The organism is Vibrio atlanticus (assembly GCF_024347315.1).
Taxonomy (GTDB): domain Bacteria; phylum Pseudomonadota; class Gammaproteobacteria; order Enterobacterales; family Vibrionaceae; genus Vibrio; species Vibrio atlanticus.
Genome location: NZ_AP025460.1, coordinates 2,047,378 through 2,071,044, shown reverse-complemented (window position 1 = coordinate 2,071,044; position 23,667 = coordinate 2,047,378). Strand labels below are relative to the sequence as shown.

The window sequence follows — 23,667 nt, the reverse complement described above, 5'->3', positions numbered from 1 at the left end:
CCTAGCAAGAACCGCCGAATAAGGATGAGAGCTAGCCGTTAATTTATTGAGGCAATCGAAGTATCGAGCAATAGACTGATTTAACTCAATGTTTCTTGTTTGCTACTGATGGGTTAGACTAAAAAAAACAGACACGTGTAGAAAGAGAACTCATGGAACAGTTAAGAAAAATTGGTGCAATTGGCGGCGCAATCTCATTGGCACTTTGTTGGCCACTAGCGGTTGGCCAAATTGGACAAAATGCCATTACCGATGGCGTTGCAAAGCTTAACAATTCAAGCATTCAAGCGGAGATCGTGGAGTACGATAGAGGTTACCTGTCTTCTAACGTAACTACTCGCCTAACTGTGACCGATGAAAACCTGAAAGAACAACTCGCGATTGATGGGCTGCCGAGTGAGTTTGTCATCAATAGTGCGGTTAGCCACGGTTTGGTGAGCCTGAATGCACTGTCGACGTTTGATAATACTGGTATTCTGCCTCTAACTCTGACAACTAGCACTGAGCTAAACGGCAACACTGACTTTAACTTCGAGTTAAGCCAGTTCAATCATCAAGGTTCTGATGAGAATGGTACTTCGGTATCAATCACGAAATCGAATCTGTCTGGCCATGCCACTGTTTTAGGGCAAGTTGATTACGAGCTTTCAATCCCTTCAGTTCAAATTGATTTTGAAACCGGTGAAGAGGTAACACTGTCAAACCTAAAAGGTGTAGGTTCAGGTCAACAAGCGAAAGGCTACTGGTTAGGTTCTCAGAATTTTACTATCGATAGCTTCTTGGTTACAGACTCTGCCATGCAGCCTTTCATGACCATTGAAAACTCTAAGTACGATTTTGAATCACATCTAGATGAAGCGACTAAGCGTCTGCGCAGCAACCTTAAGCTGGATATCGCAAACATCGAGACCAGTGAAGGCCAGTTGAACAACCTAAACGTCGATTTCGAAATGTCGAAATTGGATAGCGAATCGTTTGAGAAAATCTTTGAGATTTACCAATCTAATCCAGTAATGACGCAAGAAGACGTTGCCGAGATCATTCCATTTATCGATATCCTGTTTGCTAAAGGCTTCGACCTTTCAATGAACAATATGTCGTTAGATCTAGGTAAGGGTCAATTCGAATCTAAGTGGTTAGTGAGCGTACCGGAAGGAACCGAAAACATCAGCAGTAATCCTTCGATGATTGTACCTGCATTAAAGGGTAACGTTCACTCTAGCTTCTCAAATGAGCTTGTTGAAGAGTACCCATTCATCCGTGAAGGTATTGATGAATTGCTTGTGATGGAAATGATCAAGGAAACAGAAAGTGGTTATGAAATCAGCGCTGACTTAGAAAATGGAAACCTAGTGTTCGAAAATGGACAAGAAATTCCATTAATCGCTCTACTTATGCCGGTTTTTGTTCAATAAACAGAACAGGCTTGAATACTGATAGGGTGATTTAGCAGGTTCAGCTTAAACATTTTATACGGTACAAAACAAAAGAGGTCTTAAGACCTCTTTTGTTGTTTTTATGTTGGGTAAAACATGGTATTACTTGCATAGTTATTATTTAGCAGGAGCAATCATCCCCATGGAACTTACATTAGATAACGTATTCAACTTCAGTGCTGGCCCAGCTGCACTGCCTAAACCGGTAATGAAACAAGCGCAGGCGGACTTTATTGATTGGAATGGTTTAGGGACTTCCGTGATGGAAATCAGCCATCGCAGCAAGGAATTTATTCAAGTTGCTGACGAGTCCGAACAGGACCTACGTGATCTTCTGAACATCCCAGACAACTACAAAGTTCTTTTCTGTCAGGGGGGCGCTCGTGCTCAATTCGCTGCTGTTCCTCTAAACCTTTTAGGTGACGCGACGAAAGCGACTTACATTGATGCGGGTTACTGGGCAGAAAGTGCAGTGACTGAAGCGAGCAAATATTGCGAAATCGATGTATTCAACGCCAAGGCGTCAATTGATGGCAAAGCAGCGGTTGTTCCAGCTAAAGATTGGAAAATCGACCCGGAAGCGGCGTATGTACATTTCTGTCCAAATGAGACCATCGATGGTATTGAAATCAGTGAGCTTCCTCAAACGGATAAGCCAATCGTAGCGGATATGTCATCTAACATTCTGTCTCGTAAGATCGATGTGTCTCAGTACGGTGTTATCTACGCTGGCGCTCAAAAGAATATAGGCCCTGCTGGTATTTGCATTGCTATCGTGCGTGATGATCTGCTAGAGCTAGCAAACGACGTATTGCCGAGCATTCTTAACTACAAAGTACTTGCTGAAAAAGACTCAATGTTCAACACACCGCCAACGTATGCTTGGTACCTATCAGGCCTCGTATTCAAGTGGTTGAAAGCTCAAGGTGGTGTTGAAGCGATGGAATTAGTGAACAAAGAGAAAGCTGCGCTGCTTTATAATGCGATTGATAGCTCAGCTTTCTACAGAAACGATGTTCATACAGTAAACCGTTCAAGAATGAACGTGCCATTCCAATTAGCGAAACCAGAGCTAGATGCTAAGTTTTTAGAGTTGGCTGATGCTGCTGGTCTGAAATCACTAAAAGGCCACAGAGCGGTAGGTGGGATGCGAGCATCACTTTACAACGCGATGTCTCTGGAAGGCGTGCAAGTATTAGTCAGCTTCATGAAAGACTTTGAAGAGAAATACGCTTAATTAAGGTTCATCGCGGATTAGCGGGAACTTAAAACAAAAACGGTAGTAAGTGATATGGTTTAGTCGCCAAACAAAAATCATACACAAACTACCGTTTCCATGCCGAATCATACTTTCCTATCTTCATTCTGGGAAGGCTTTCAAATAGTAAAGTCTCACCAGACAGCAACACTTATTACCCTGACTCTTAAACCTAACTCTGAAGCTAAATGCCTCTGTGGTCTTGAAGCCGAAGCTATCCATGAGTATCAATGGCGTCATGTAAAGGATGCCATGTTACTCGGTGTTCCAGTTGAACTTTCCGTTCAAACTCGAAGGATTAAGTGTCGCGACTGCGGCATAAAAACAGAGTCTCTATCTTGGTTAGAGCCTTATGCTCGCATAACGAAGCGCCTAAAAAGCTATATAGAACAACTATTACCTCTTCTCCCCATTAAGCATATCTCCCAGTTAACGAGCGTTCATTGGCACACTATTAAAGAGATAGATAAACGCCGGCTTAGACAAGTTGTACCGTCAATAAAATGGGAAGACCTAAGGCAACTCGTCATGGACGAGTTCGCCATCTTTAAAGGACATCGATATGCCACGGTCATCGCTGACGCTAAGACTCACCAAGTCATTTGGATAGGATTAGGTCGTAGCCGCAAAGACATACGACCGTTCTTCGAGCAACTAGGCGAGCATGGGATAAATATCGAAGCTGTCGCGATGGACATGAATACGGCTTTCGATCTTGAAGTTCAAGCGCATTGCCCGAACGCAAAAATCGTTTACGACTTATTCCATGTTGTCGCTAAGTTCGGTCGCGAGGTGATGGATAGAGTTAGAATCGACCAAGCCAACAAACTTAAGCAAGACAAAAAAGCGAGGCAATGGGTGAAGCGTTCACGTTGGGTACTGCTGAAAAATAGAGGCAACTTAAATACACGCCAAGATAGCTATCTTACTGAAATATTGAATATCAATAAGGACTTAATGACCACTTATATACTCGGAGCACAACTCAAAGAGCTTTGGTATTGTGAATCAGAAGGGCACGCAAAGGGGCTCTGGGACGCGTGGTGGGAACAAGTGCAAGAGAGTGGGATTAAGCCATTAAAAGAGTTCGCACGAAAACTCAGACCATATCTTCACGGGGTTATCGCATCGGCAAGTTACCCGTTAAATACCTGCACGCTTGAAGGGATAAACAACAAGATAAAGTTAATCAAGCGAATGGGATATGGTTATCGAGATACAGACTACTTCTTCTTGAAGATAAAAGCGGCTTTCCCCGGAAAGCCGCGATGAACCTTAATTAAGGCGTATTTCACAATAAGAGGAGCGAAAGCTCCTCTTTTTTTACTTGCTGAAAAGGAAGGGTATGAAGAAGTTAGGTACAGTAAACAGTGTTTTGGGCGGTAAGGTTGTTGCTTTTGCTCACGGTACACAGAGTGCTATCAATAAGCAGGTTTTATCTGAGCGCCAATACACCACTGAGCTTGGATTTATTAACGATGAGCAAGGCGACCCTCGCTTTCATGGTGGTATTCAGAAAGCCCTTCATATCTACCCAAGCGAGCACTACTTAATTTGGCAGGAGGAGTTGGGCGACAAAGCAATCTTCCAATCTGAAGGTGCATTTGGTGAGAACATAAGTTCAAGTGGGGTGACTGAAGCTTCCATTTGTTTAAAAGATAAGATTCGAATTGGTTCAACCTTGCTGGAAGTTTCACAAGGTCGTATGCCTTGTTGGAAGCTCAATGTACGATTCGATCAAAATGATATGGCGAAAAGGCTACAAGACACCCTTCGAACTGGCTGGTACTTCCGTGTTTTGGAAGAGGGTGATATCGGCTCCGGCGACGAGATTATCCTGTGTGAAAGACCTTACCCAGAATGGCCGTTAAGCCGGGTTATGGGTGCGGTGTTCACGGGTTGTTTGGATAAACAAGAGCTTAGAGAATTGGCGGAGCTGCCTCTAGTGGAATCTTGGGGCACGCTCGTAGAACGTCGACTTGAAACTGGCGAAGTTGAAGATTGGGAAATGAGATTGGTTGGCCCGACAGCCGAGTAGACTTTCTATTCATGCTTAAAAGACAATCATGCGCAAAACAAAACGCTCACTATCTAGAAGATGTGAGCGTTTTTAGTTCTGAGGTGAGCACTTATTAGTCAGTAACTAACAGCGACTAGTTTATCTAGCTATAACCAGAAATCTTTAACAGGCATATCAGGGCTAAAATGGTGCGCAATCTGTGCTTGTAGAAGCTCCGCTGTCGCAATCGCATCAGTTAACGCATGATGCGGAGTATAGTCAGGCAAGTGGTATCTACGACGGCTCTGACCAAGCCTTACTGACGCAGGCTTCTTACCTTTTAGCTTATTCCATAGACCGCCGGCCAGTTTGTTTTGGATTTGAGATTCAATCTCGAGCGTGTCGAGGACTGGAAACTCAATTCCTTCACCTAATCTGACCTTCAACGCGTTATCCAAGAAATCACGCTCGATGCGGCGATAATGAACGACTGGGATATGGCCGCCCATTGATTCTAAGATCTCATCTAATACTTCACTTAAGTCTGGCGCATCAATGATGTCGTTGTGAGTGATGCCATGGATAACAACCGAGTCTTCTTCCAATTTCTGCTTTGGTCTCAGGGTCCAGTGCTTGGCTTGTCTTAGGTAGATTCGATTTAGCGTAAACGGAACTAGACCAATGGTAATGATGCCATCTTTGTTTGGGTTTAAACCCGTTGTCTCAAAGTCGACAGCTAAGAAAGTCACTTCTGATAATGGCGTATCAGGTGCAGGAAGAGGCTGGCTATAAAATTGCTTCAAGCGTTCATCTCTCGCTCGTTCGAGCTTCTGAGCAAACTTAAATGGCCAATCAACCGCTGGGGATCTGAATAGTTTGTTCATAGCGCCTACTTAAACTTATTGCTGGCTTGATAACGGAACTTAAGAAAGTTCTGTGCATTGCTTAATATTTGGAATGCATCCTTTAGATTACGTCGCTCGAAGTCAGAAAGGTTCTCTGGTTCGATGTTGTTATCCGGTTCGATGTTGTTGTCGACATCGTGTGCTTGGTGGCGAATACGAACTAAAGAGATAAATTCCATCGCATCTTTCAAGTCTTGAGCTCGACCTTTTGGCAAAATACCTGCGTCGATAATGTCATCTAAACGTTCGAATGAGTTCTTAGAGCGAGATGCGACTGCTAAAGAGTGAACACGGATTAGATCGGCAAGTGGTGCGGTACCACGACGTTTAAGATTGATCGAGTTGTTATGACGACCATCTTTCTCCATTACGAAATCTTTAAAGAAACCCAGAGGCGGTGTTCGGTTGAGTGCGTTACGAGCAAGACACGCCAAGAAACGGTTGTTCTTACGCGCACGTCTTACAATAAAACTATTTAACTGTTCTGCCCATTTTAAGCGGCCATAAACACCATCTAAATCAAAGAAGATAGAGGCGTTCAGTAGTGCTTTCGGGTTTGGATCATCAATCCAATCAGCGAAGCATTCTTCCCATTGTCGACGTGTCATACGCCAAGTTGGGTTAGTGGCCATGATGTCACCGGTACAGTACACATAGCCACATTGGTCTAAGCCATCACAAATGAAGGTCGATAGTTCTTCAAAGTACTTACCGTGCTTTTTCTCGTCGTAGGTATCATCAAGAATAATTGCGTTATCTTGGTCAGTAACGAGCAGCTGCTCATCACGCCCCATCGAGCCGAGCGCTAGGAAGCAATAAGGGATCGGCGCTTTACCGAGTTTATCTTCAGCTAGTTCAATAATTCGTTGTTTAAAGCTACGGCCAATTACCGACATTGCGGTACCCACCATGTGGGCGTTGGCGTCTTCGTTAACCAAGCGCACAAAGCTGTCTTTTACTTGCTCAGAAAGGACTTTTAGGTCTTCGATACTTTGTTGCTGGAAGATGCTGCTTACCAATAACAGCGAGTTTTGAGACTCGTAACGTACAATATCGGTCGCTTCAATAATACCAATAGGCTTCTTGTCTTTTAGTACTGGTAGGTGATGCACGTTGTAGCGAAGCATGGTCATCATGGCTTCGTAGACATAGGCATTATGATCGAGCGAGATAACCTCTGCTGTCATTACACTTGATACTTCATCCGATGGATCGAGTCCTTCTGCTAAAACTCGGGTACACAGATCACGGTCGGTAATGATACCAATAACGGGCGTCGAATCGTCTTCATCATCTTCGACAATATCCGGGTCGATGATCAGCAAAGATGAAACATTATCTTGTGCCATCATGGTAGCAGCTTGTTGGATGGTTCGTGTTTTTTCGATCATTGGCGCTTCGCTAGTCAGCAGCGTCTTTACCTTTGACGTGGTTAGATCGTTAGCGTCGTTGCTGTCTGAGTTAGCCTGACGCAGTCGCGCATTATCTTCTACTTCGACAAAGTCAGCGAATGAATCATAGTTGTCGTAGAGTTCTTGGAAAATAGGTTCAGGGATACAGTAGAGTAGGGTGTCTTCTGTTGCTTTTACCGGGAAGCGAACTTTATTGTTGGTGAGTAGCCCCATTTGGCCAAATAAGTGTCCCTCATCCAGCCGGTTATAGAGCTCACCTTTACGACGATAGACTTCTACTTCGCCGCTTCGAACAATGTAAAGGTCGTTAATCTGATCACCAAAGTGAATGATAGGGGTATCTTGGCGGTAATAAGAAATTTCGACGCTACTGGTCACTTTCACCAACATCTCCTCTGGGAGTTCTGTGAAAGGGGGGTATTGTGCCAGAAAGTTTTGAATCTCTAATAACTCAGCATCCATAATGATCATCCATTGGTTTGTATGATTTCATGGTACAACATTTGATAATATTTTGCCGTCACAAATCAATCTGTGAGCTAAAACCTTTTTAAAGTCTAAGGGATAGACTAATCTTTCAAATAATAGGGTGATAGTTAAAGGATGATAGGAATGCCGAAGTGGAAACTTAGTTTAGTGTCTGCAATTTTTATGTTTTCTTCAAGTTCGTGGGCCGAAACTCACCGTGTGGATATTCTGGATTATGACCATATATACGCCACCGCTCATTCGGGAAGTTTGAATGAAGATGCAGGCAGCAATAACAATGCATCATCCTATGGATTAGGTATTAGCTATGCGATAACGGATGATTGGCTATTGTTGGGTGACTACAGTGCTCGTTTCATTCACCCAGATGAATCAACAACTCGAATGGATACCCTTATGCCGGGCATTGGGTACCGTTACAGTATTAAGCGAGATCTAGATATAGTGGCTTACTACCTGCTTGGTATTACTAAGGGGGAAGTCGAAGATAATGGAACTAACATTACTCGCTCGTCTGACACGGAGTTTATCCAAGGAATAAAAGCGGAACTCAACTATGGCTTTGCGAAACGTTGGATAGCGAACGGCAGTGTACAAGTGAATCGCAGTGACTTGTTTGACGAGGAAGTCTACCACCTAGGTTTACGCTATTTAATGACCAACAAATTTGCGATTGGTGGCTCTTACCAACACAGAAATGGCGAAGGTAAGATTCGTAGTGAACGCACTAACGAGCTAGGTGTAGAGTTCTTCCTAGAGTATTAGTTCGCGATATATAGACTAAGCGTCTTAAAAACTGACATATAAAGGAGACAGACACAAAAAAGCCAGCTTAATAGCCTGTCTCTTGATCACAAGTCTGGTTAATCAAGAGACTTAGCGAGTTCATACCCTTCAAGGATGGTTTGTAACCTAAGCCATCCTTGCCATAACGTCTTTATAGAAGCGCGACCTGTTCGCTTGGTATTCTTCCAACCACCTAACCGAGCAATACCGTTGTAAGCCCATGATATATTAGGCGCTTCTTTCGGTAGTTTTTTGCTCTCCAACTTGAGCCACATTAACTTCCACGCTTTGCCTTTTAATACCTGCTCACAACTGGTCTTAGATAACTCGTCTGATTCATTCATAAACCTCAATTGGAGTAACCGAGTCGCGATAAAAGCCAAAACGACGCTGAGCCTTTCTAAGTTATCCTTACTTTGCATTCTCAGTTGCTCAACTTCAGTCCCTTCACTTTTCCAGACTTTATGAAAATCTTCTATTAGCCAGCGCCGCTCATAATAACTGACGATTTTGAGTGCCTCTTCCTTGCTCGTTATCGGCTCTGAAGTCAGTAAGTGCCATGCGAGCTTATTACCACTCTCTCCTTGTTCTATACATCCCACGTAGTAAAGCGGAATGTTATCGAACTCTTTCTTGTTAGCAGGAGACTTGAGTGTCACGGGGGCATATTTGATATCTAAATGAGCCTTGCGAGCTTTACGACCGCCTTTTTGCGGTATTTCGAGCACTTTCTCTCCGGCTGATAACAGGGTAGAGGCATAGCTATAAAGACGATTATCATGCTCTTCAATACAGCGGCTTTGCATTGAGCGAACGAGGAACCTTTGTTGTTGCTCTCGCTTGTAAGTGAGGTATTCAAATAGGTCGGCTTCTCTATCGCACACAGAAATGACATCCGAAATTTTATCGCCAAGTCGCTCAGCGACATGGCGAGAGGCTTGTTCCCACTTATAACTTTCTTTCTCTTTGTATGGTCGAGTCGCATGCTGGTGCCTTTGACCTCGCTTTTCTATATCACGAGTCCAGCGCTGTTGTTCAATTAAACCAATAACAGATTGAGTGTCGGGAGCAAAAAGTAAGGTTGAGTGTACGAACATGGCGCGATGTCGATTACCTTGATTGGAGTGCCCGAGTTCATCTCGAATGCTGCGATGGGAGTAACTGAGAGAAGTGGTGTCTTCTAAGGCAAGAAGTGTCTGTTGCTCTAATGCTTCTTGTGCAGTGACATAAAAACCCGCTTCTGCGATATCTTCTGCTTTGATTTGCTCATTACGGATGAAGCGATAAGCCCCTTCCATTTCAGCAGGGGAGATAATGAGTTTCGAGACGGGTACGCCAGGTTGCTCGGCCAGTGAGGCTGCGAGAGCAACGAGTCTTTGAGTGCGTCTAGGGTCATTAAGGTGGGCTTGACCGAACTGTTTTTGTGCCCAAAGGGTTGGCTCTATATAGGTCATGATAATCATCCTTGTCATTGCTTAGATGATCAGATCATGAAACCTAAAAATAGTTCAAAAAAAATCCCCAAGCGTGGCTTAGGGATTTGTGTATAAGAGACAGGCTTAATAGCTGGCTTTTGCATATCTATTGGTCTGCAAGTGCAGGTTTCTTTTTCGATTAAAGAACCGCAGCGATACCTTTACATAGAGGACCCATATTTGACTTCGTCATGCCCGCTACGCTGATACGGCCAGAACCGACAATGTAGATAGCGAATTCGTCTTTCAGGCGAGTTACTTGCTCTTTGTTTAAACCAGAGAAAGAGAACATGCCGTTTTGGCGCTCGATGAATGTGAAGTCTCCATCAACACCTTCAGATTTCAGTGTCGTTACGAATAGCTCGCGCATCTCTTGGATACGGTCACGCATTTCTGCTACTTCTGCTTCCCATTCAGCACGTAGATCAGCATCACCAAGGATGTGAGTAACGACAGCACTGCCGTGCGCTGGTGGGTTAGAGTAGATAGAGCGGATGATGCTCTTAACTTGAGAGAACGCTGTTGTTGCTACGTCTGCAGATTCTGCAACCAGAGTGAATGCACCCACACGCTCGTTGTACAAGCCGAAGTTCTTAGAGAACGAGCTAGCAACAAGAATCTCTTTGTTGTATTGAGCAAAAATGCGCAGGCCAGCTGCATCTTCTTCAACACCTTTAGCAAAACCTTGGTAGGCAAAATCGAATAGAGGAAGCAGTTTCTTCTCAGCAACTAGCTTAGCAAGTACTTCCCACTCTTCAGTTGTTGGGTCGATGCCTGTTGGGTTATGACAGCAGCCGTGAAGAAGAACGATGTCGCCTTCAGAAGCTTTCTCTAGGTCAGCAACCATGCCTGCGAAGTCTTTGTCTTTGGTTTCAGCGTTGTAGTAGCTGTATTGAGCTGTTTCGATACCGGCAGCAGCGAAAACGCCGTTGTGGTTAGCCCAAGTTGGGTTACTGATCCAGATTTTCACGTCACCCAGTTGGCGCTTGATGAATTCACCCGCTACGCGAAGTGCACCTGTACCACCTGGAGCTTGTGCTGTTTTAGCGCGTTGAGACGTTACGATCTCTGCATCTGAACCGAAAAGCAGTTTCTGAACCGCTAGACCGTATTCAGCGGTACCTTCAATCGTTAGGTAAGATTTGGTTTTTTCGTTTTCAAGAAGTGCAGCTTCTGCTTTCTTTACTGTTTTAAGTACTGGCGTTTGACCTTCTTCATTTTTGTAGATGCCAACACCAAGGTTAATTTTCTCTGCACGAGAGTCTTTTTTAAATTCTTCAGTAAGGCCGAGAATAGGATCTGCGGGAGCTGCTAACACTTTTTCAAACATAATCTTCATCCATGTCAATTGAGAGGGAGGTAATAATAACTCCGGTATTTATACCTTTCATATAAGGTTGATACAACTCAAAATCTAGAATTTATTAAAACGATTTTTCACTAGCAGCGTTGAAAATTAAATTTAAGGAATTTTTCGGCATTTCAATGTCAAATAACTGTCCGCAGATAGCATTTTGTTTAACGCAATTTATTGCCAATCATGTTGTTTTTCTTCATGTTAAGAGAAGTTAACATGAGGAAGCTCTTTAGAATGAAGAAAACAATAGGTCTATTTTTCATGGCTCTGGCAGTCGTCACTGTTGGAGGTTGTAAAGATAGCAAAAACGAAGGCCATAAACCTATGGTCTACAAGCCAACGAAAGCCACACCGTCAGAGCTTTCTGTTGAGATTATGGTTAATGGAAAAAAGCGTACGCTAGAGCTGAACCGCTACTCTGTTCGTGAGCCCGATATGAAGGTTTATCTGTGGGATCAGCGTATTAACTCTAAAGCCCCTTCAAGTACGATAACTACGCCTGGGATTCGCGTTTACCGAGGCGTTGATACGAGTGATGAGAATACCCAAGTTATTGCAGCACTAACCACTAACAATAAACTATATGTGACTGCTTTTCGTGGTAGCCACCGAGTTTGGTCTATCAAGGATGCGGCGGTAACTGGTGGTAAATCAGCGGGTACTATCCAACCGCTGAAGTCTAGCTTTTCTTCTGTGTCTCGACAAAACAGTATATTAGATGCGGTTCAGAAGTCGATTAAGCCAATAGATAAAAGTCCGGACAACCCAGTTTCGGGTCTAGACAATATATTACCCACAAATATGTCAGACATTAAACTGAGTAAGATAAATGCATTTGTTCAAATTAGTTACCAGACTTTTAAAGAGCAAGCTGGCGGTAATTTTGATGATGCTATGGTTTTAGCGGATTACTACATAAACTTAGTCGATTATGTGTATAGTCGTGACGCGTTAATTCGATTCTCTATTCAAGATGTTCTAATTGAAACATGGGGCCATTTAAGGAGTCACTACAATAACTGTATAAAGAGTAGTAGCCACGATAGCTGTAAAGACTGGGGTTACCAAAATGAGAATACCCCAATTAAAGACGCAACACGACGTTGGGTGGATGAGCAAAGAAAAACGCGCCATTGGGATGTTCGTCATCGCATGATTGATTTGGTAGGCAGTGGAGTTGTTGGTGTGAACTGGGGCTCTTATGTTCGTTCCATGGGCCAACTGATTCAAGCTGATGGTGTTGTTCTACACGAAACGTCTCACTATTTAGGTACGGGGCACCATACTGGTGGTGAGGAAGAAACCTCACAAGGTGGTGAAGCGCACGTGGGAGATATTGGTTTTGTCGGTTACAGAAACCGTGTCGCTAGACGAGCGATTGTAGGCCCTGCAGATTACCCGCTACCACCGTCGGCTAAAATTGATCACTTTGGTGTATTGCGTGATACAGCGAAAACATTAGATGTGTTGAAAAATGACTTTGATGCAAATGGCGATGCGATATCGATAAATAAAGTGGACTCGCTTACCGTTCAAGGTGGTCAAGTCAAGATCGTCGGAGATAAGCTGGTCTATACCCCACCGAAAGGGTTTGTGGGTGAAGATTCGTTCTTCTATCAAATCACTGACTCAACTAAGCATCATGGAAAACAGTTGTATGATCGTGAAGAGGTTCACTTAAAAGTTACTAGCCCGGGTTTGTACGCTAGGTTCGGATTTGAAAGCGCGATTGAAGATTTTTGGATTCCTAATGAACAGACCGGACTAGCAAGTCAGCTTCATGTTAGTCGTGATTGGCGTTCAGGGAAGGATGTTTGGGTTGATTACTCAAAATCAGTCGTTAACGATTCTTACGGCAAAACTCTGACCCTAGGGGCACATGAAGCCGTTAAGTCAATCAGAAGTAAATATGATGTGCCAGAGTCATTTAAATACCATACCCACTATGGTCATGCATTTGATTTGGGTGATGATAGCTTTACGGTTTCATTAAAAGTTAAAGTTGGGACAAGACTTCCTCACGACATTAATTTGGTTAACCGAGGAATGGAGAGAGAAGGCTACCACTTACGACTACTTAAAGATGGAAAACTAAAGTGGTACATGAAGTCTCGTCAATACGCTATGTATAAAGGCGGTACTGATTTCCGTATTGTAACAATGACAACGGAGTCACCTTTACCTGCAGATAGCGCATGGCATGCAATAGCTGTACGTGTTGATCGTTCAACTAACAAAGCGAGCTTATGGGTTGATGGCGTTAAGCAGCCGCTTGTTGATAAGGCGTTAAATGATGTGGAACTGCCCAAGGGCTATGCAGGGCTCTGGGGAGGCGGTAGCCGAAGAGCATCAAGTGTTAGTGAAGGTTTAACTATCGGGCAAGCTTGGTGGGATACGGACGAGCTGCACAAACAGGAGTTACAAAAAAGCCAGAGCCGTTATTTACGCATTGATGACGTAGAACTAAGGTCATTTGCACTTACTGATAACCAGATTTCAACATTGGCCAACAACAGTTATGTGTACTCTTATGCACCGCGCCCATATAATGGTGAAGGTATTCCTTTCTCTGGAACTAAAACACTGACCTGGAAACTGTCTAAGTCGTCAGCGTATCAATTGATGCTAAGTAGTGACGGTAAATCTTGGTCTGCTGCGAAGAGTGGTAATGGTACATCTGGTTCACATACTGTAACGCTCAATGCCTCCGATGAGGCGCTTTACTGGCGTGTTGACGCTAATGGTTCAGCTGGTGAAGTGTGGTCAGTTCGAAACAATCTAATCAATGGTCGTCAAGAAGTTGCATTCAGTCACTCCGAAATTAATAACGGTGCAGCGATACCTGACTGTGAAGTCAAATCAGGTGTAACCTGCTTATTTGGTTGGCCATCAACGCAAAATAGCTATGACGACCCACATGGTAATACTTGGACAATTGACAACGGTGGTTTTACTAACTGGGAAGGTCATATATACCTCGGTGGTAAACAAAAAACGTTGAGCTTGCAAGTGGATATTCCTTCAGGCCAGTGGTCTGCTGTACGTTTCCGAGCTGCAGCTGCAGGCAAAGGTTGGACTGGCGCGGATGATTACCCACCAGGTACTCTAAAGTTATACGCTAACGGGAAAGAAGTTTGGAAGGCTCATAATATCGGTGACGAAGTATGGACTAAAGCCGGTATAGAGTGGGCGTCACTGCCTTCTATTGGTACTAATAGGGTAAGCGTACCTCGCAATCTAAAAACGGCTTTGTATGGCATTCACTTTATAAAGCTTCCCGCAAACGTCACACAGCTCAAGTGGCAATATGAAAGCTCACGCTTGGACAGCAAAGGTATGACTCCGGGGGCCGTGATAGGCGGCGTACAACTAATAAGGTAACACTGTCATTATTTAATTTGAATAGCCCGGCGCATTAGTACGCCGGGTTTTTTATGCCATCAACCTTACTCGTATCCCCCTTTTGAATGACTGTACATAGCTGTTGTTTTGTTCAACGTAAATCATTGCTATCAATATGGTTTTTATGCCAGTTTAGACTCGTCGACATAAAGGAACTATCTAGAATGAAGAAATTACTGAGTCTATTTTTTATAGTACTAGCGGTAGTGACAACCGGTGGGTGTAAAGATAGCAAAAACGAAGGCCATAAGCCCATGGTCTATAACCCTACCAAAGCATCCCCGCCCGATCTTTCTGTAGCCATTACTGTTAATGGTAAAAAGCGTACTTTAGAGCTCCGTCGATATTCGATCCGAGAGCCTGATATGAAAGTATATCTATGGGATCACCGTATCAATGGGAACGCTCCATCAAGCACTATTAATACTCCGGACATTCGTGTTTATCGTGGTGTTGATACCAGTGATGAGAATACACAAGTTATTGCTGCACTAACCACAAAGAATAAACTCTATGTCACGGCGTTCCGTGGTAGTCAAAGAGTGTGGACGATCGAGAAGGCAGACATCATAAGTGGTTTATCGGCTAACAAGTTGACCGCCACAGCTCAAGACTTACGTTCGGTTACTCCTCAATCTGTAATTTTAGATAATGTTCAAAAAGCAATTAAAACCATCGATGAAAGTCCGAGTGCGCCAACGTCAGGTTTAGATAATTTAATTGCTAAAGACAAAAGTAAAGTTCAGCTGCATAAAGTAAAAGTGGCGGTTCATGTCGCTTACCAAGCCTTTGTTCAGGAGGCGGATAGCAACTTAGATGACGCAATGGTCCTTGTCGATTACTACATCAATTTAGTTGACTATGTATTGAGTCGAGATGCTTTGTTGCGCTTCACTGTCAACGATGTACTGATCGAAACTTGGGGATATTTAGATGACCACTACCAAACGTGTTTGAAAAGCGCTTCTCATGACGCGTGTAAGAATTGGGGATATCAACATGAGAATGAACCCGTTCGTGTCGCCGCTATCAAATGGTGGGATCAGCAAAGAAAAATCCGAGGTTGGGATCTTAAACACAGAATGCTGTGGCTGAAAGGTAACTGGATCCTTGGCGTGAACTTCGGAAGCATTGTTCGCTCACCGGGTAACATGATAGGTGCAGATGGTGTGGTATTACATGAAACCGCACACTACTTAGGTACTGGTCATAGTACTTCAGCAGAAGGTCATGGTATTCAAGGTGGTGAAGCTCATGTTGACGATATCAATTTCAATATTTATAAAAATAACCGTTTAAGAAGAAGCTTGGTTGGCCCAGCCGATTACCCTTTACCGCCTTCGGCTAAGATAGACCACTTCAGCGTAAAGCGAGACAGTACGACGAGTCTAGATGTACTTAAAAATGATTTCGATGCCAACGGTGATTCGATTTCGCTCAGTAAAGTGGATGAATATTCAGCACAAGGTGGTGAACTTACTATCACGAGTGGCAAAATTACCTATAAAGCGCCGAAAGGTTTTATCGGTGAAGACGAATTCCATTATGTCATTACAGATGGAAAAAAACTGTTCGACCGTGACGTCGTTCATGTGAAAGTAACATCGCCTGATCTATATGCTCGTTTCGATTTTGAAGAGACTCCTGTTGATGACTTATGGATCGTGAATGCTCAAACGGGCTTACCTTCGCAGATTGCAGCCGTAAAGCAATCGACCAAACAGTCTATTTCTGAAGTTTGGGTTAACCAAGGCTACGCGAATTCGAAGACATTGAAACTCGGGGCCTTTGAATCTGTCAAATCCAACTTATTAGAGAATGACGTTCAAGAGTCTTTAAAATACAAATTTCATTATGGGCATGATTTCGACTTTGCGGAAGATGATTTTACGCTATCACTGAAAGTGAAGCCGAATGTAAAGCTAGAGTACCCAATTGACCTGGTTAGCAAAGGGATTTGGAGTGACGGTTTCCACCTTAAATTGACTAAAGAGGGGACTTTAGAGTGGTTCATGATTTCTCGTCAGTTAGCAACTTATGCGGGTGGAAATGATTTAAGAAAGGTATCAGTGACAACCAAAGAGGCACTTAACCTCAGTCAGTGGAATACCGTTGCTGTGCGTGTTGATCGTACTACTCAGAAAGTGTCTATTTGGTTGAATGGTAAGCAAGCGACGCTGGTCGACCATTATAATAGCGATGCAGAAGTCGATGACATCAAGCTGACTACGGGTTATGCCGGTGTTTGGGGAGCAGGGAGTCGTTTGTCTGCAGGGACAAGCCAAGGGTTGATTATTGCAAAGCCTTGGATGGACGCAGGTAAAGATGCAACGGCTAACCTAAAGTCTGAGCAAATGGCGGGTAACATCTTAGTTGATAATATTGAGATGCGTTCGTTTGCTTTGTCTGATGGTGATATGGCAGAACTTGCGAATGATAATCTGAAGTATGCGCACACACCGCGACCATATAATGGGCAGTCAATCCCCTTCAAAGGTATTCACAAGTTCACTTGGAAGTTTTCTAAATCAAGTGCATACAAAGTGTATACCAGCACTGACAATAGCACTTGGCAAGAAATTCAGTCGGGTACGGGTTCCGCGGGTTCAGGTTGGCAAGATGTTAATCTAAACTCTGCAAGTGATGTTTTATACTGGCGTATTGATGTTGATGGCAAAACTGGAAAAGTATGGTCTGTTCGTAACTCACTCAAAACGGGTATTCAGACTGTTTCTTTTAGCTACGCTGAAGTAAACGCTGGCGCTAAGTATCCACAATGTACGGTCAGCAAGAATGGCGACTGTTTATTTGGTTGGGGCGATGGAAATCAAACTGACCCATTTGCGCATACTTGGACTCAAACCCCATCTACCTATAATTGGGAAGGTCACCTTTATCTTGGTGGCGATGAGAAAAAATCAGAGGTTTCGGTTACAGCTGAAAGTGGTCAAAGTTGGAAAGTTATTCGTTTTAGAACGGCCGTTATCGGAAAAGGTTGGACGGGAGCTCAAGAAGTTCCAAAAGGTACCCTTAAGCTATTTGCTAATGGTTCTGAAATCTGGAAGGCTTACAGTGTCGGAGACAATATAGTTGATGGTGCATTAGCGAAGTCTGGTAACAACTGGTCTAGCTTGCCTTCCATCGGTTCTTCTTCAGTCAGTGTGCCTAGAGGTACTAAAGTCGGGCGCTACGGTATTCACCGCGTTGATTTACCAGATGATACCACGACCCTAAAATGGGTATATGAAGTAGAAAATCTGGATAGCAAAGGGAAGAACCCAGGTGTAGCTCTTGGTGGTGTACAACTACTAAGATAGTGTTTCTTCTAAACCAAAAAAAACCAGCATATATATGCTGGTTTTTTATAGAATCTTACTCAGTCACTATTCCTGTTTCGCTTAACTTAACATTCGAATGAAGCTGACTCAGAAAATCACTCTGCGATCTAACCTATATAACTATTGTAGCCTGTATAACACCCCATAACTTACTGTAACCTGTATAGTCGGAGCCTGTATAGTTAGTGGTTTTCGAAAAGACTAAGCAGGTTGAGCAACAAAGCTTTCTCGTTCAAGTTCACTTTGCATGTTTTTTCCATCCTTGTAGGTCGCGGCAATTGAAACGAATTCTTGTTCGACGGCCAGAAAAGCTTGGACAACTTGCGGGTCAAAATGGGTCCCATTACCTTCCAAGATAATCTGTTTCGCTTGCTCATGAGTAAAGGCTGGCTTGTAGACTCGCTTCGATATTAATGCGTCATAAACATCGGCCAATGCCATTAAGCGGCCGGACAGAGGAATATCTTCCCCAGACAGCTGGTTGGGATAACCGCTGCCGTTCCATTTCTCGTGGTGAGTGAGAGAAATCTCTTTCGCGACTCTTAAGAAAGAACTGCTTCCCAATTGCTTTTCTGCAATAGATAACGCTTCGGCGCCAATAGCAGGGTGACCTTTCATTATCTCAAACTCTTCATCCGTCAGTTTGCCCGGTTTTAGCAGCACACTGTCAGGTACTCCAACCTTACCTACATCATGCAGTGGGGCAGATTTATAAAGCAGCTCGATATAGTTGGGTGTTAATAAGATCGCGTGAGCTTCAGATTTGCTGAGCTCCAGTGCGAGTACCTTTACGTATTCTTGAGTTCGTAAAATATGGGCGCCAGTTTCATTGTCTCGAGATTCAGCTAGTGCAGATAAGCTAACAATCGCGACGTCACGTGTGGTTTTTACTTCGTCTTGAGCGTTTTCGAGGCTATCAAGCATGGTATTGGTCATAGATGCTATTGACCCAAGCTCGTTGTAGCTGAATATAGGTAAGCGAACGCCTGGCTCACCATTAGTTACTTTACTTAATGCGTGCTCTTGGCTTAGAAGAATACGTCTAATCAGCTGGCTCCATAGAGTCATGATGGTTATCGCGTATCCACCTAGTACAACCGCCAAATAAATGAACTCTTTGATCACGCTGATCTTGCCCGTACCATCTAGCAAACGGCCGGGGTTGTGTTCTAGCCAGAAGATGTCTTTGACGGCCACCATAGTCAGCATGGTGGTCAGTGTTACCAGAAGCACGATGACCAAACCAATCATTTGTTTAACCAGTGAACTTCTTTCACCTATCAGGTGGAAGTCAAATTGCCCAGTCATCTCCATTTCATCTATTTGGCTAAGCTTCGCTTTCAGTTGAATAATGGTACCGGTAAAGAAACCAAATAGGCTCATGCCGAACAGCACTTTCAAGTTACTGTCTATCGTGAAGTCGTAGCTTAGGTTGTAGTAGAGCGCGAAAGGAATACTCGCGGCAAAGAACAACATAGTATCGAGTTGTGCAAATCGACCTTGTTTGACTAAGGTGTGTTGCGATAGCAAATAATGACGCGCTAGCCACAATAAGATAAAGACACTACTGACTTGGGTGAAAATTTCTAACGTCGTTAAGCTTTCGAGCATCGGGCATACCCGACTGCCGTAGGTGCCAAATAGCACGCCAGCGATGACGTATAATTGAGTCGTTAGCGATTGATTGTAATTTGAAGTATCCATCGATAAGCCTTTGTTCATTTTCATCTTAAGGTCTCGCAACTATTCCTAAGTTTACGAATACGTATTTTGTGTATTAATTCACGAGGTTGGTAGGTATGTATGGCTAGTATAGCGAGTGTGAATAAGGTCGGGGATTCTATCGATAGCTTTTGTTGAATGATACAAAAAATTGGTTTGTGTTAGATAATTGTTAGCTAGATGGGTGTTATTACGGCAGTTTTTATGAAGACACTTGAATAGTCCCGGTTGAAATACGAGACTATTCAGTCGATATATTTGAGTGAAGTCGAGAGTGATTGACGACTACTTACCTCTAATCAAATTACTTTTTCAGATTGATTTCAGATTCAATTGAGTTGGTTTCAATGTCTGGGTGAGATGCTAGTTTGTCTGATGCCCATTGGTTTAGGTGTTTCAGAATAGCAGACACCGCGTGTTTCTCAGTTGGTGCTTGGTCTTGATCGACATCGATCTCCTGCTTTGGATGTGAGCCTGTTGCATCTTCAGCGATATGGAGCCAGTCTGGGTGCCAGTAATATGGCTGGCCACTCGGTGTTGTCCAACTATGAACACCGTTTGACTCTCCTTTATAACTTAACTGGTCTGCTTCTATTTTTTTCATTTTTATCTCGCATGTTTTTTGGATTACATCAAATTATAGAGGCGTAGAACGAACTTGGCTCTCGCCTTGGTTACAAACTTAGCAAAGCATACAAAGTTATCTGTGAACCAATTCACACTATTATAGAAATTAGGCTCAATCATATGGATAGCAGCAATAGTTGTTAACGTTAGTGATAAAATCTCATGCTTATTAGAATTTCTCTAGGTAGTACAATTAGATGGCGCGTTATGAAGAGCTTGCAAAGGATATTCGAACTCAGATAGCGAACAACACGTGGCGTTCAGGAGAAAAGATCCCTTCCGTCCGCATGAGTTGTCGCAATTACAGCGTCAGCAATAGTACTGTCTTACAAGCCTACCAATTGTTAGAAAGCGAAGGGTGGATCATCGCTAAGCCTCAGTCGGGCTACTTTGTTGCACCACGTGTGGACGGCGTTGATTATGAACTGCCGTTAGTACACAAAAAGAAAGCCATTAATGATCGCTTATTCGACTTTTTGAAATCGAGTTCGGCAGAGGGGGTTATTCCTTTTGGATCAGCATTCCCAGATCCTGACCTTTTCCCTTTGCCTACCTTGACTCGAAACCTCGCCAGTGCGGGAAGGAAGATGACAGGTGCTAGTGTGATCAATAATCTGCCACCGGGCAGTGAGTCCCTAAGAAGACAAATCGCTCAACGTTACCTGCAGCAAGGTATTACCGTCAACCATCAAGATATCGTGATTACTTCTGGTGCGATGGAAGCGCTTAACTTGAGCCTTCAAACTGTAACCAAGCCCGGTGACTACGTTGTGATTGAATCTCCTGCTTTCTATGGTGCTCTGCAAGCTGTCGAGAGGTTAGGACTCAACCCTATCGAAGTGGATGTTTGTCCAATCAATGGATTGAATATTGAGCAGTTTGAAAGCGCACTACAAAACCAGGATGTGAAAGCGTGTTGGCTGATGACGACGTTTCAAAACCCGACAGGGACAAGTTTGTCTGAAGATGCGAAGCGCCGAGTGGTTGAGGTTGCTGAACAACATGAAACCTACATTATTGAAGATGACGTGTATGGTGACCTGTATTATGAAGGGCATAAGCCGAAGCCACTAAAGGCTTTCGACAAGACAGACTCTGTATTGTTGTGTGGATCTTACTCCAAAAGCCTATGTCCGGGCTATCGAGTAGGTTGGGTTGTGAACACGCGTTTTAACGATGCGATCCAAAAGTTGCAGCTTCTTTCTACGCTGTCGAGTAGTGCTCCTGTGCAGCTTGGGGTCGCACACTTCCTCACTCATGAAAGCTATGATAATCACCTTCGCAAACTGCGTAAAAATCTCTTGGTCAGAAAAGAGCGGTTTATTAGCGCTATCAAGCAATACTTCCCCCAATCTATCGAGATTGAAGACCCTGCTGGTGGTTACTTCGTGTGGGTACGGTTCTCTCCTCATTTCGATAGCCAACAATTCCATCAACTCGCGATTGCTCAAGGTATTAGTGTCGCATCTGGCGATTTGTTTAGTGAGCAGGGCAGAGTAGACAACGCGATTCGGTTAAATTTTTCTTATGAACTCACAGCAGAGAAAGAGCAAGCGCTGATTCTACTTGGCAAACTCGCACATCAATTGATGCATTCTTAAAACAGATTCTCTAACGGCTTATCTCGTTTAACTGTTGAGAGAGCAAAAGTCTAAGTTGTTCACAAAACCTTAAGTCACTCATAAAAAAGACAATTATTTCAACTGTACGGGTTGTTTGTGGCGTAACTGTACGCCTAATTGATCAGAGAGTTGTGATTCAATAACGATAGACCAAATATTGGAGATACCGTTATGTTGAAAATGACTATGGGAAATGAAGTTAAGCTAATTATTGTCGCGATTGTGTGTGCACTTCTGTTAGTCCTCGGCCACGTACTGCTGGCAAAAGCATTCGCAAATATGCCATGGGCAGAATACACCACGGCGGCTATCCCGTTCGTTATGATGGCAATTTGCGGTCTCGCAATAAAGTACGCTAGCGACCAGGATGTTGATTAAGTTTCTCAGTACACGAAAATGATCTTCTGAAGCCCACCAAATTTGGTGGGCTTCTTTTTTACAATTCTCTCGTCCTGAAATGTGTAAAATTACTTAGTGACTAGCGTACTTTGCTTAGCATTGAATTCAAAATTTGAGCTTTTAACGGTAGCGTCGCTAATTGTTGGTGTACCGCCTGAGAGTGGGGTTTTAGATGTACGTTGGAAATGTACAAATTGCACATCACCACCCTTAAGTCGACTTTCTACACAGTTTGATATTTGCACCAGTACCAAAGATTTAATGGATGAGGTTTTTATCTTACACTCGGTTATTTGAGTGTTTGTCGGGCTTTTAACAAATGAGACTTTGTCATTTTCGATTGTTGCGTTGATCTTATTTTTTGCTAGTTCAATAACAACATCAGAAGTATGTACTTTGAGAATGTAATCCAAAATACCCATGTTCGTTTCAATTAAAGGCTTCGCTGGAATGCTATGTTTATCACTTGAGGAGTATGATGCACGTACCAAATCAAATGCTGCATAATACACCGTTTTGGGCTTATCTGATGTCGCTTTAAAGGTGTATGATTTAGCAGATGGATCTAACTTGCCATTGAGTTTTAAATAAGTAATTAGTTCATCTCGATTCGAGACATTAAATTGTTTAAACAGCAATGCAGTTATGTAATCGAGTGTGTAGGTGTTACTACGCGCATGGTTTTCAACTGATACAGCTTTTAAATTATCACTGATTACGTCTAATAGATCATTGTTCAAAATACTCTGTTTAGGGGTGTAATTCGCGCGGAGGTCTTTGCTGTAACTGGTGGTTACTGTGGCTAAACCATATTTAGCTACTTCACCTGGGGTCATATAATGCATACCGTTAGCTGGTGCTGCTTTTAGTGTAAACCAGTAGAAGCCACTCGGATCTGGTAGCCCCATCTTTTTATAATAATCAATGTAGGGTTTATGTTGGCTATGGCCGACAGGCAGCGAAGCCCCTTGCAAAGACCCTTGCGCCCATGAGTGAACGCCTAATAGGGCACCCGTTTCAATGGTTCTTTTCACACCCGCAGCGAAAAGGTCAGTGCCCCCTGATGCTACATGTCCCACAGAACTGATGTAAGTGTTTAATTTTTTTGCTCTTACTTGGTACGCCAGTTTGATGTTAGCGTCATCATTCATAGAGCCACCCATATCGATGAAGTTCAGCGTTTTTGTATTCGGATGAGCTTTCATCATGTCGTCAAATGCTTTCGGGCTACCACTACACGCGATACCTTCGACATTGGCTACCGTTTTAATTACTGTGAAAGTTAAGGCTTTATCACCACCTAACGGCTGCGAACATTTAGAGGTAAATACAGTCGGCTTTTGTGCTGGTTTTACTGCTGGCTTTTTAGCGGGAGTCGATGAGCCTCCACCGCCACACCCGGCCAAAGTGATTAGGGCGTGTTGATCTTTGCTGTACATT

At 43.4% G+C, this 23,667-nt stretch carries 16 protein-coding genes; 9 read left to right on the top strand and 7 right to left on the bottom strand.

Annotated features, from left to right (window positions below):
* The first annotated feature begins 152 nt into the window (after window positions 1–152).
* From OCV30_RS09200 to OCV30_RS09185, 4 genes are all read left to right on the top strand, one after another.
* Window positions 153–1,415, top strand: coding sequence for a DUF945 family protein (locus OCV30_RS09200; protein WP_065680231.1), 1,263 nt, complete (start codon window positions 153–155; stop codon window positions 1,413–1,415).
* A 163-nt stretch (window positions 1,416–1,578) separates the two neighbouring features.
* Window positions 1,579–2,673: a 3-phosphoserine/phosphohydroxythreonine transaminase gene (gene serC, locus OCV30_RS09195; RefSeq protein WP_065680232.1), complete on the top strand. Its 1,095-nt coding sequence runs from the start codon at window positions 1,579–1,581 to the stop codon at window positions 2,671–2,673.
* Window positions 2,674–2,772: 99 nt separating this feature from the next.
* Complete coding sequence (locus tag OCV30_RS09190; RefSeq protein WP_083994639.1) at window positions 2,773–3,966, top strand: ISL3 family transposase; 1,194 nt, start codon at window positions 2,773–2,775, stop codon at window positions 3,964–3,966.
* Between the two features lie 73 nt (window positions 3,967–4,039).
* On the top strand, window positions 4,040–4,732 hold the full coding sequence (locus OCV30_RS09185) for an MOSC domain-containing protein (RefSeq protein WP_065680233.1): 693 nt from the start codon (window positions 4,040–4,042) through the stop codon (window positions 4,730–4,732).
* A 128-nt stretch (window positions 4,733–4,860) separates the two neighbouring features.
* On the opposite strand, the gene OCV30_RS09180 is transcribed toward OCV30_RS09185, so the two are convergent.
* Both OCV30_RS09180 and OCV30_RS09175 read right to left on the bottom strand, forming a co-directional pair.
* Window positions 4,861–5,577, bottom strand: a complete 717-nt coding sequence (locus OCV30_RS09180) for a 3'-5' exonuclease (protein ID WP_012604226.1) — start codon at window positions 5,575–5,577, stop codon at window positions 4,861–4,863.
* Window positions 5,578–5,582: 5 nt separating this feature from the next.
* Window positions 5,583–7,472 carry a DUF294 nucleotidyltransferase-like domain-containing protein gene (locus tag OCV30_RS09175; protein ID WP_065680234.1) on the bottom strand — a complete coding sequence of 630 codons (1,890 nt, stop codon included), beginning with the start codon at window positions 7,470–7,472 and terminating at the stop codon, window positions 5,583–5,585.
* A 150-nt stretch (window positions 7,473–7,622) separates the two neighbouring features.
* On the opposite strand from OCV30_RS09175, the gene OCV30_RS09170 reads away from it, so the two are divergent.
* Window positions 7,623–8,264, top strand: a complete 642-nt coding sequence (locus tag OCV30_RS09170; RefSeq protein WP_065680235.1) for a TonB-dependent receptor — start codon at window positions 7,623–7,625, stop codon at window positions 8,262–8,264.
* A 98-nt stretch (window positions 8,265–8,362) separates the two neighbouring features.
* Here the strand turns inward: OCV30_RS09170 and OCV30_RS09165 are convergent, their stop codons facing one another.
* Together OCV30_RS09165 and OCV30_RS09160 are read right to left on the bottom strand one after the other, a co-directional pair.
* Window positions 8,363–9,739: an IS4 family transposase gene (locus OCV30_RS09165; protein ID WP_261879028.1), complete on the bottom strand. Its 1,377-nt coding sequence runs from the start codon at window positions 9,737–9,739 to the stop codon at window positions 8,363–8,365.
* Window positions 9,740–9,899: 160 nt separating this feature from the next.
* On the bottom strand, window positions 9,900–11,090 hold the full coding sequence (locus tag OCV30_RS09160; protein ID WP_065679291.1) for an amino acid aminotransferase: 1,191 nt from the start codon (window positions 11,088–11,090) through the stop codon (window positions 9,900–9,902).
* 261 nt (window positions 11,091–11,351) lie between these two features.
* Here OCV30_RS09160 and OCV30_RS09155 point away from each other — a divergent pair, with 261 nt between their 5' ends.
* A complete protein-coding gene (locus tag OCV30_RS09155) occupies window positions 11,352–14,498 on the top strand; it encodes an Ig-like domain-containing protein (RefSeq protein WP_065679292.1) in 3,147 nt (1,048 codons plus the stop codon).
* Between the two features lie 185 nt (window positions 14,499–14,683).
* Window positions 14,684–17,836, top strand: a complete 3,153-nt coding sequence (locus OCV30_RS09150) for an Ig-like domain-containing protein (RefSeq protein ID WP_065679293.1) — start codon at window positions 14,684–14,686, stop codon at window positions 17,834–17,836.
* A 222-nt stretch (window positions 17,837–18,058) separates the two neighbouring features.
* Here OCV30_RS09150 and OCV30_RS09145 read toward each other — a convergent pair whose 3' ends face one another.
* Both OCV30_RS09145 and OCV30_RS09140 read right to left on the bottom strand, forming a co-directional pair.
* Window positions 18,059–19,585 (bottom strand): HD-GYP domain-containing protein, encoded by a 1,527-nt coding sequence (locus OCV30_RS09145; protein WP_065679294.1) that lies wholly within the window; start codon window positions 19,583–19,585, stop codon window positions 18,059–18,061.
* A gap of 298 nt (window positions 19,586–19,883) precedes the next feature.
* On the bottom strand, window positions 19,884–20,183 hold the full coding sequence (locus tag OCV30_RS09140) for a hypothetical protein (RefSeq protein ID WP_009847048.1): 300 nt from the start codon (window positions 20,181–20,183) through the stop codon (window positions 19,884–19,886).
* 220 nt (window positions 20,184–20,403) lie between these two features.
* Between OCV30_RS09140 and OCV30_RS09135 the strand changes: the two genes are divergently transcribed.
* Entirely contained in the window at window positions 20,404–21,807 is a 1,404-nt protein-coding gene (locus OCV30_RS09135) for an aminotransferase-like domain-containing protein (RefSeq protein WP_065679295.1), read from the top strand.
* A 192-nt stretch (window positions 21,808–21,999) separates the two neighbouring features.
* On the top strand, window positions 22,000–22,206 hold the full coding sequence (locus OCV30_RS09130; RefSeq protein WP_065679296.1) for a hypothetical protein: 207 nt from the start codon (window positions 22,000–22,002) through the stop codon (window positions 22,204–22,206).
* Between the two features lie 89 nt (window positions 22,207–22,295).
* Here the strand turns inward: OCV30_RS09130 and OCV30_RS09125 are convergent, their stop codons facing one another.
* Window positions 22,296–23,666 carry a COG3904 family protein gene (locus tag OCV30_RS09125; RefSeq protein ID WP_065679297.1) on the bottom strand — a complete coding sequence of 457 codons (1,371 nt, stop codon included), beginning with the start codon at window positions 23,664–23,666 and terminating at the stop codon, window positions 22,296–22,298.
* Between the last annotated feature and the right edge of the window lies 1 nt (window position 23,667).

Excerpts from the sequence above, each read along its gene's own strand:
- OCV30_RS09180 (WP_012604226.1), bottom strand. The coding sequence starts at position 5,577 with ATGAACAAACTATTCAGATCCCCAGCGGTTGATTGGCCATTTAAGTTT.
- OCV30_RS09165 (WP_261879028.1), bottom strand. The coding sequence starts at position 9,739 with ATGACCTATATAGAGCCAACCCTTTGGGCACAAAAACAGTTCGGTCAA.
- OCV30_RS09150 (WP_065679293.1), top strand. The coding sequence starts at position 14,684 with ATGAAGAAATTACTGAGTCTATTTTTTATAGTACTAGCGGTAGTGACA.
- OCV30_RS09140 (WP_009847048.1), bottom strand. The coding sequence starts at position 20,183 with ATGAAAAAAATAGAAGCAGACCAGTTAAGTTATAAAGGAGAGTCAAAC.
- OCV30_RS09190 (WP_083994639.1), top strand. The coding sequence starts at position 2,773 with ATGCCGAATCATACTTTCCTATCTTCATTCTGGGAAGGCTTTCAAATA.
- OCV30_RS09130 (WP_065679296.1), top strand. The coding sequence starts at position 22,000 with ATGTTGAAAATGACTATGGGAAATGAAGTTAAGCTAATTATTGTCGCG.
- OCV30_RS09125 (WP_065679297.1), bottom strand. The coding sequence starts at position 23,666 with ATGTACAGCAAAGATCAACACGCCCTAATCACTTTGGCCGGGTGTGGC.
- serC (WP_065680232.1), top strand. The coding sequence starts at position 1,579 with ATGGAACTTACATTAGATAACGTATTCAACTTCAGTGCTGGCCCAGCT.
- OCV30_RS09175 (WP_065680234.1), bottom strand. The coding sequence starts at position 7,472 with ATGGATGCTGAGTTATTAGAGATTCAAAACTTTCTGGCACAATACCCC.
- OCV30_RS09170 (WP_065680235.1), top strand. The coding sequence starts at position 7,623 with ATGCCGAAGTGGAAACTTAGTTTAGTGTCTGCAATTTTTATGTTTTCT.
- OCV30_RS09135 (WP_065679295.1), top strand. The coding sequence starts at position 20,404 with ATGGCGCGTTATGAAGAGCTTGCAAAGGATATTCGAACTCAGATAGCG.
- OCV30_RS09185 (WP_065680233.1), top strand. The coding sequence starts at position 4,040 with ATGAAGAAGTTAGGTACAGTAAACAGTGTTTTGGGCGGTAAGGTTGTT.
- OCV30_RS09145 (WP_065679294.1), bottom strand. The coding sequence starts at position 19,585 with ATGAAAATGAACAAAGGCTTATCGATGGATACTTCAAATTACAATCAA.
- OCV30_RS09160 (WP_065679291.1), bottom strand. The coding sequence starts at position 11,090 with ATGTTTGAAAAAGTGTTAGCAGCTCCCGCAGATCCTATTCTCGGCCTT.
- OCV30_RS09155 (WP_065679292.1), top strand. The coding sequence starts at position 11,352 with ATGAAGAAAACAATAGGTCTATTTTTCATGGCTCTGGCAGTCGTCACT.
- OCV30_RS09200 (WP_065680231.1), top strand. The coding sequence starts at position 153 with ATGGAACAGTTAAGAAAAATTGGTGCAATTGGCGGCGCAATCTCATTG.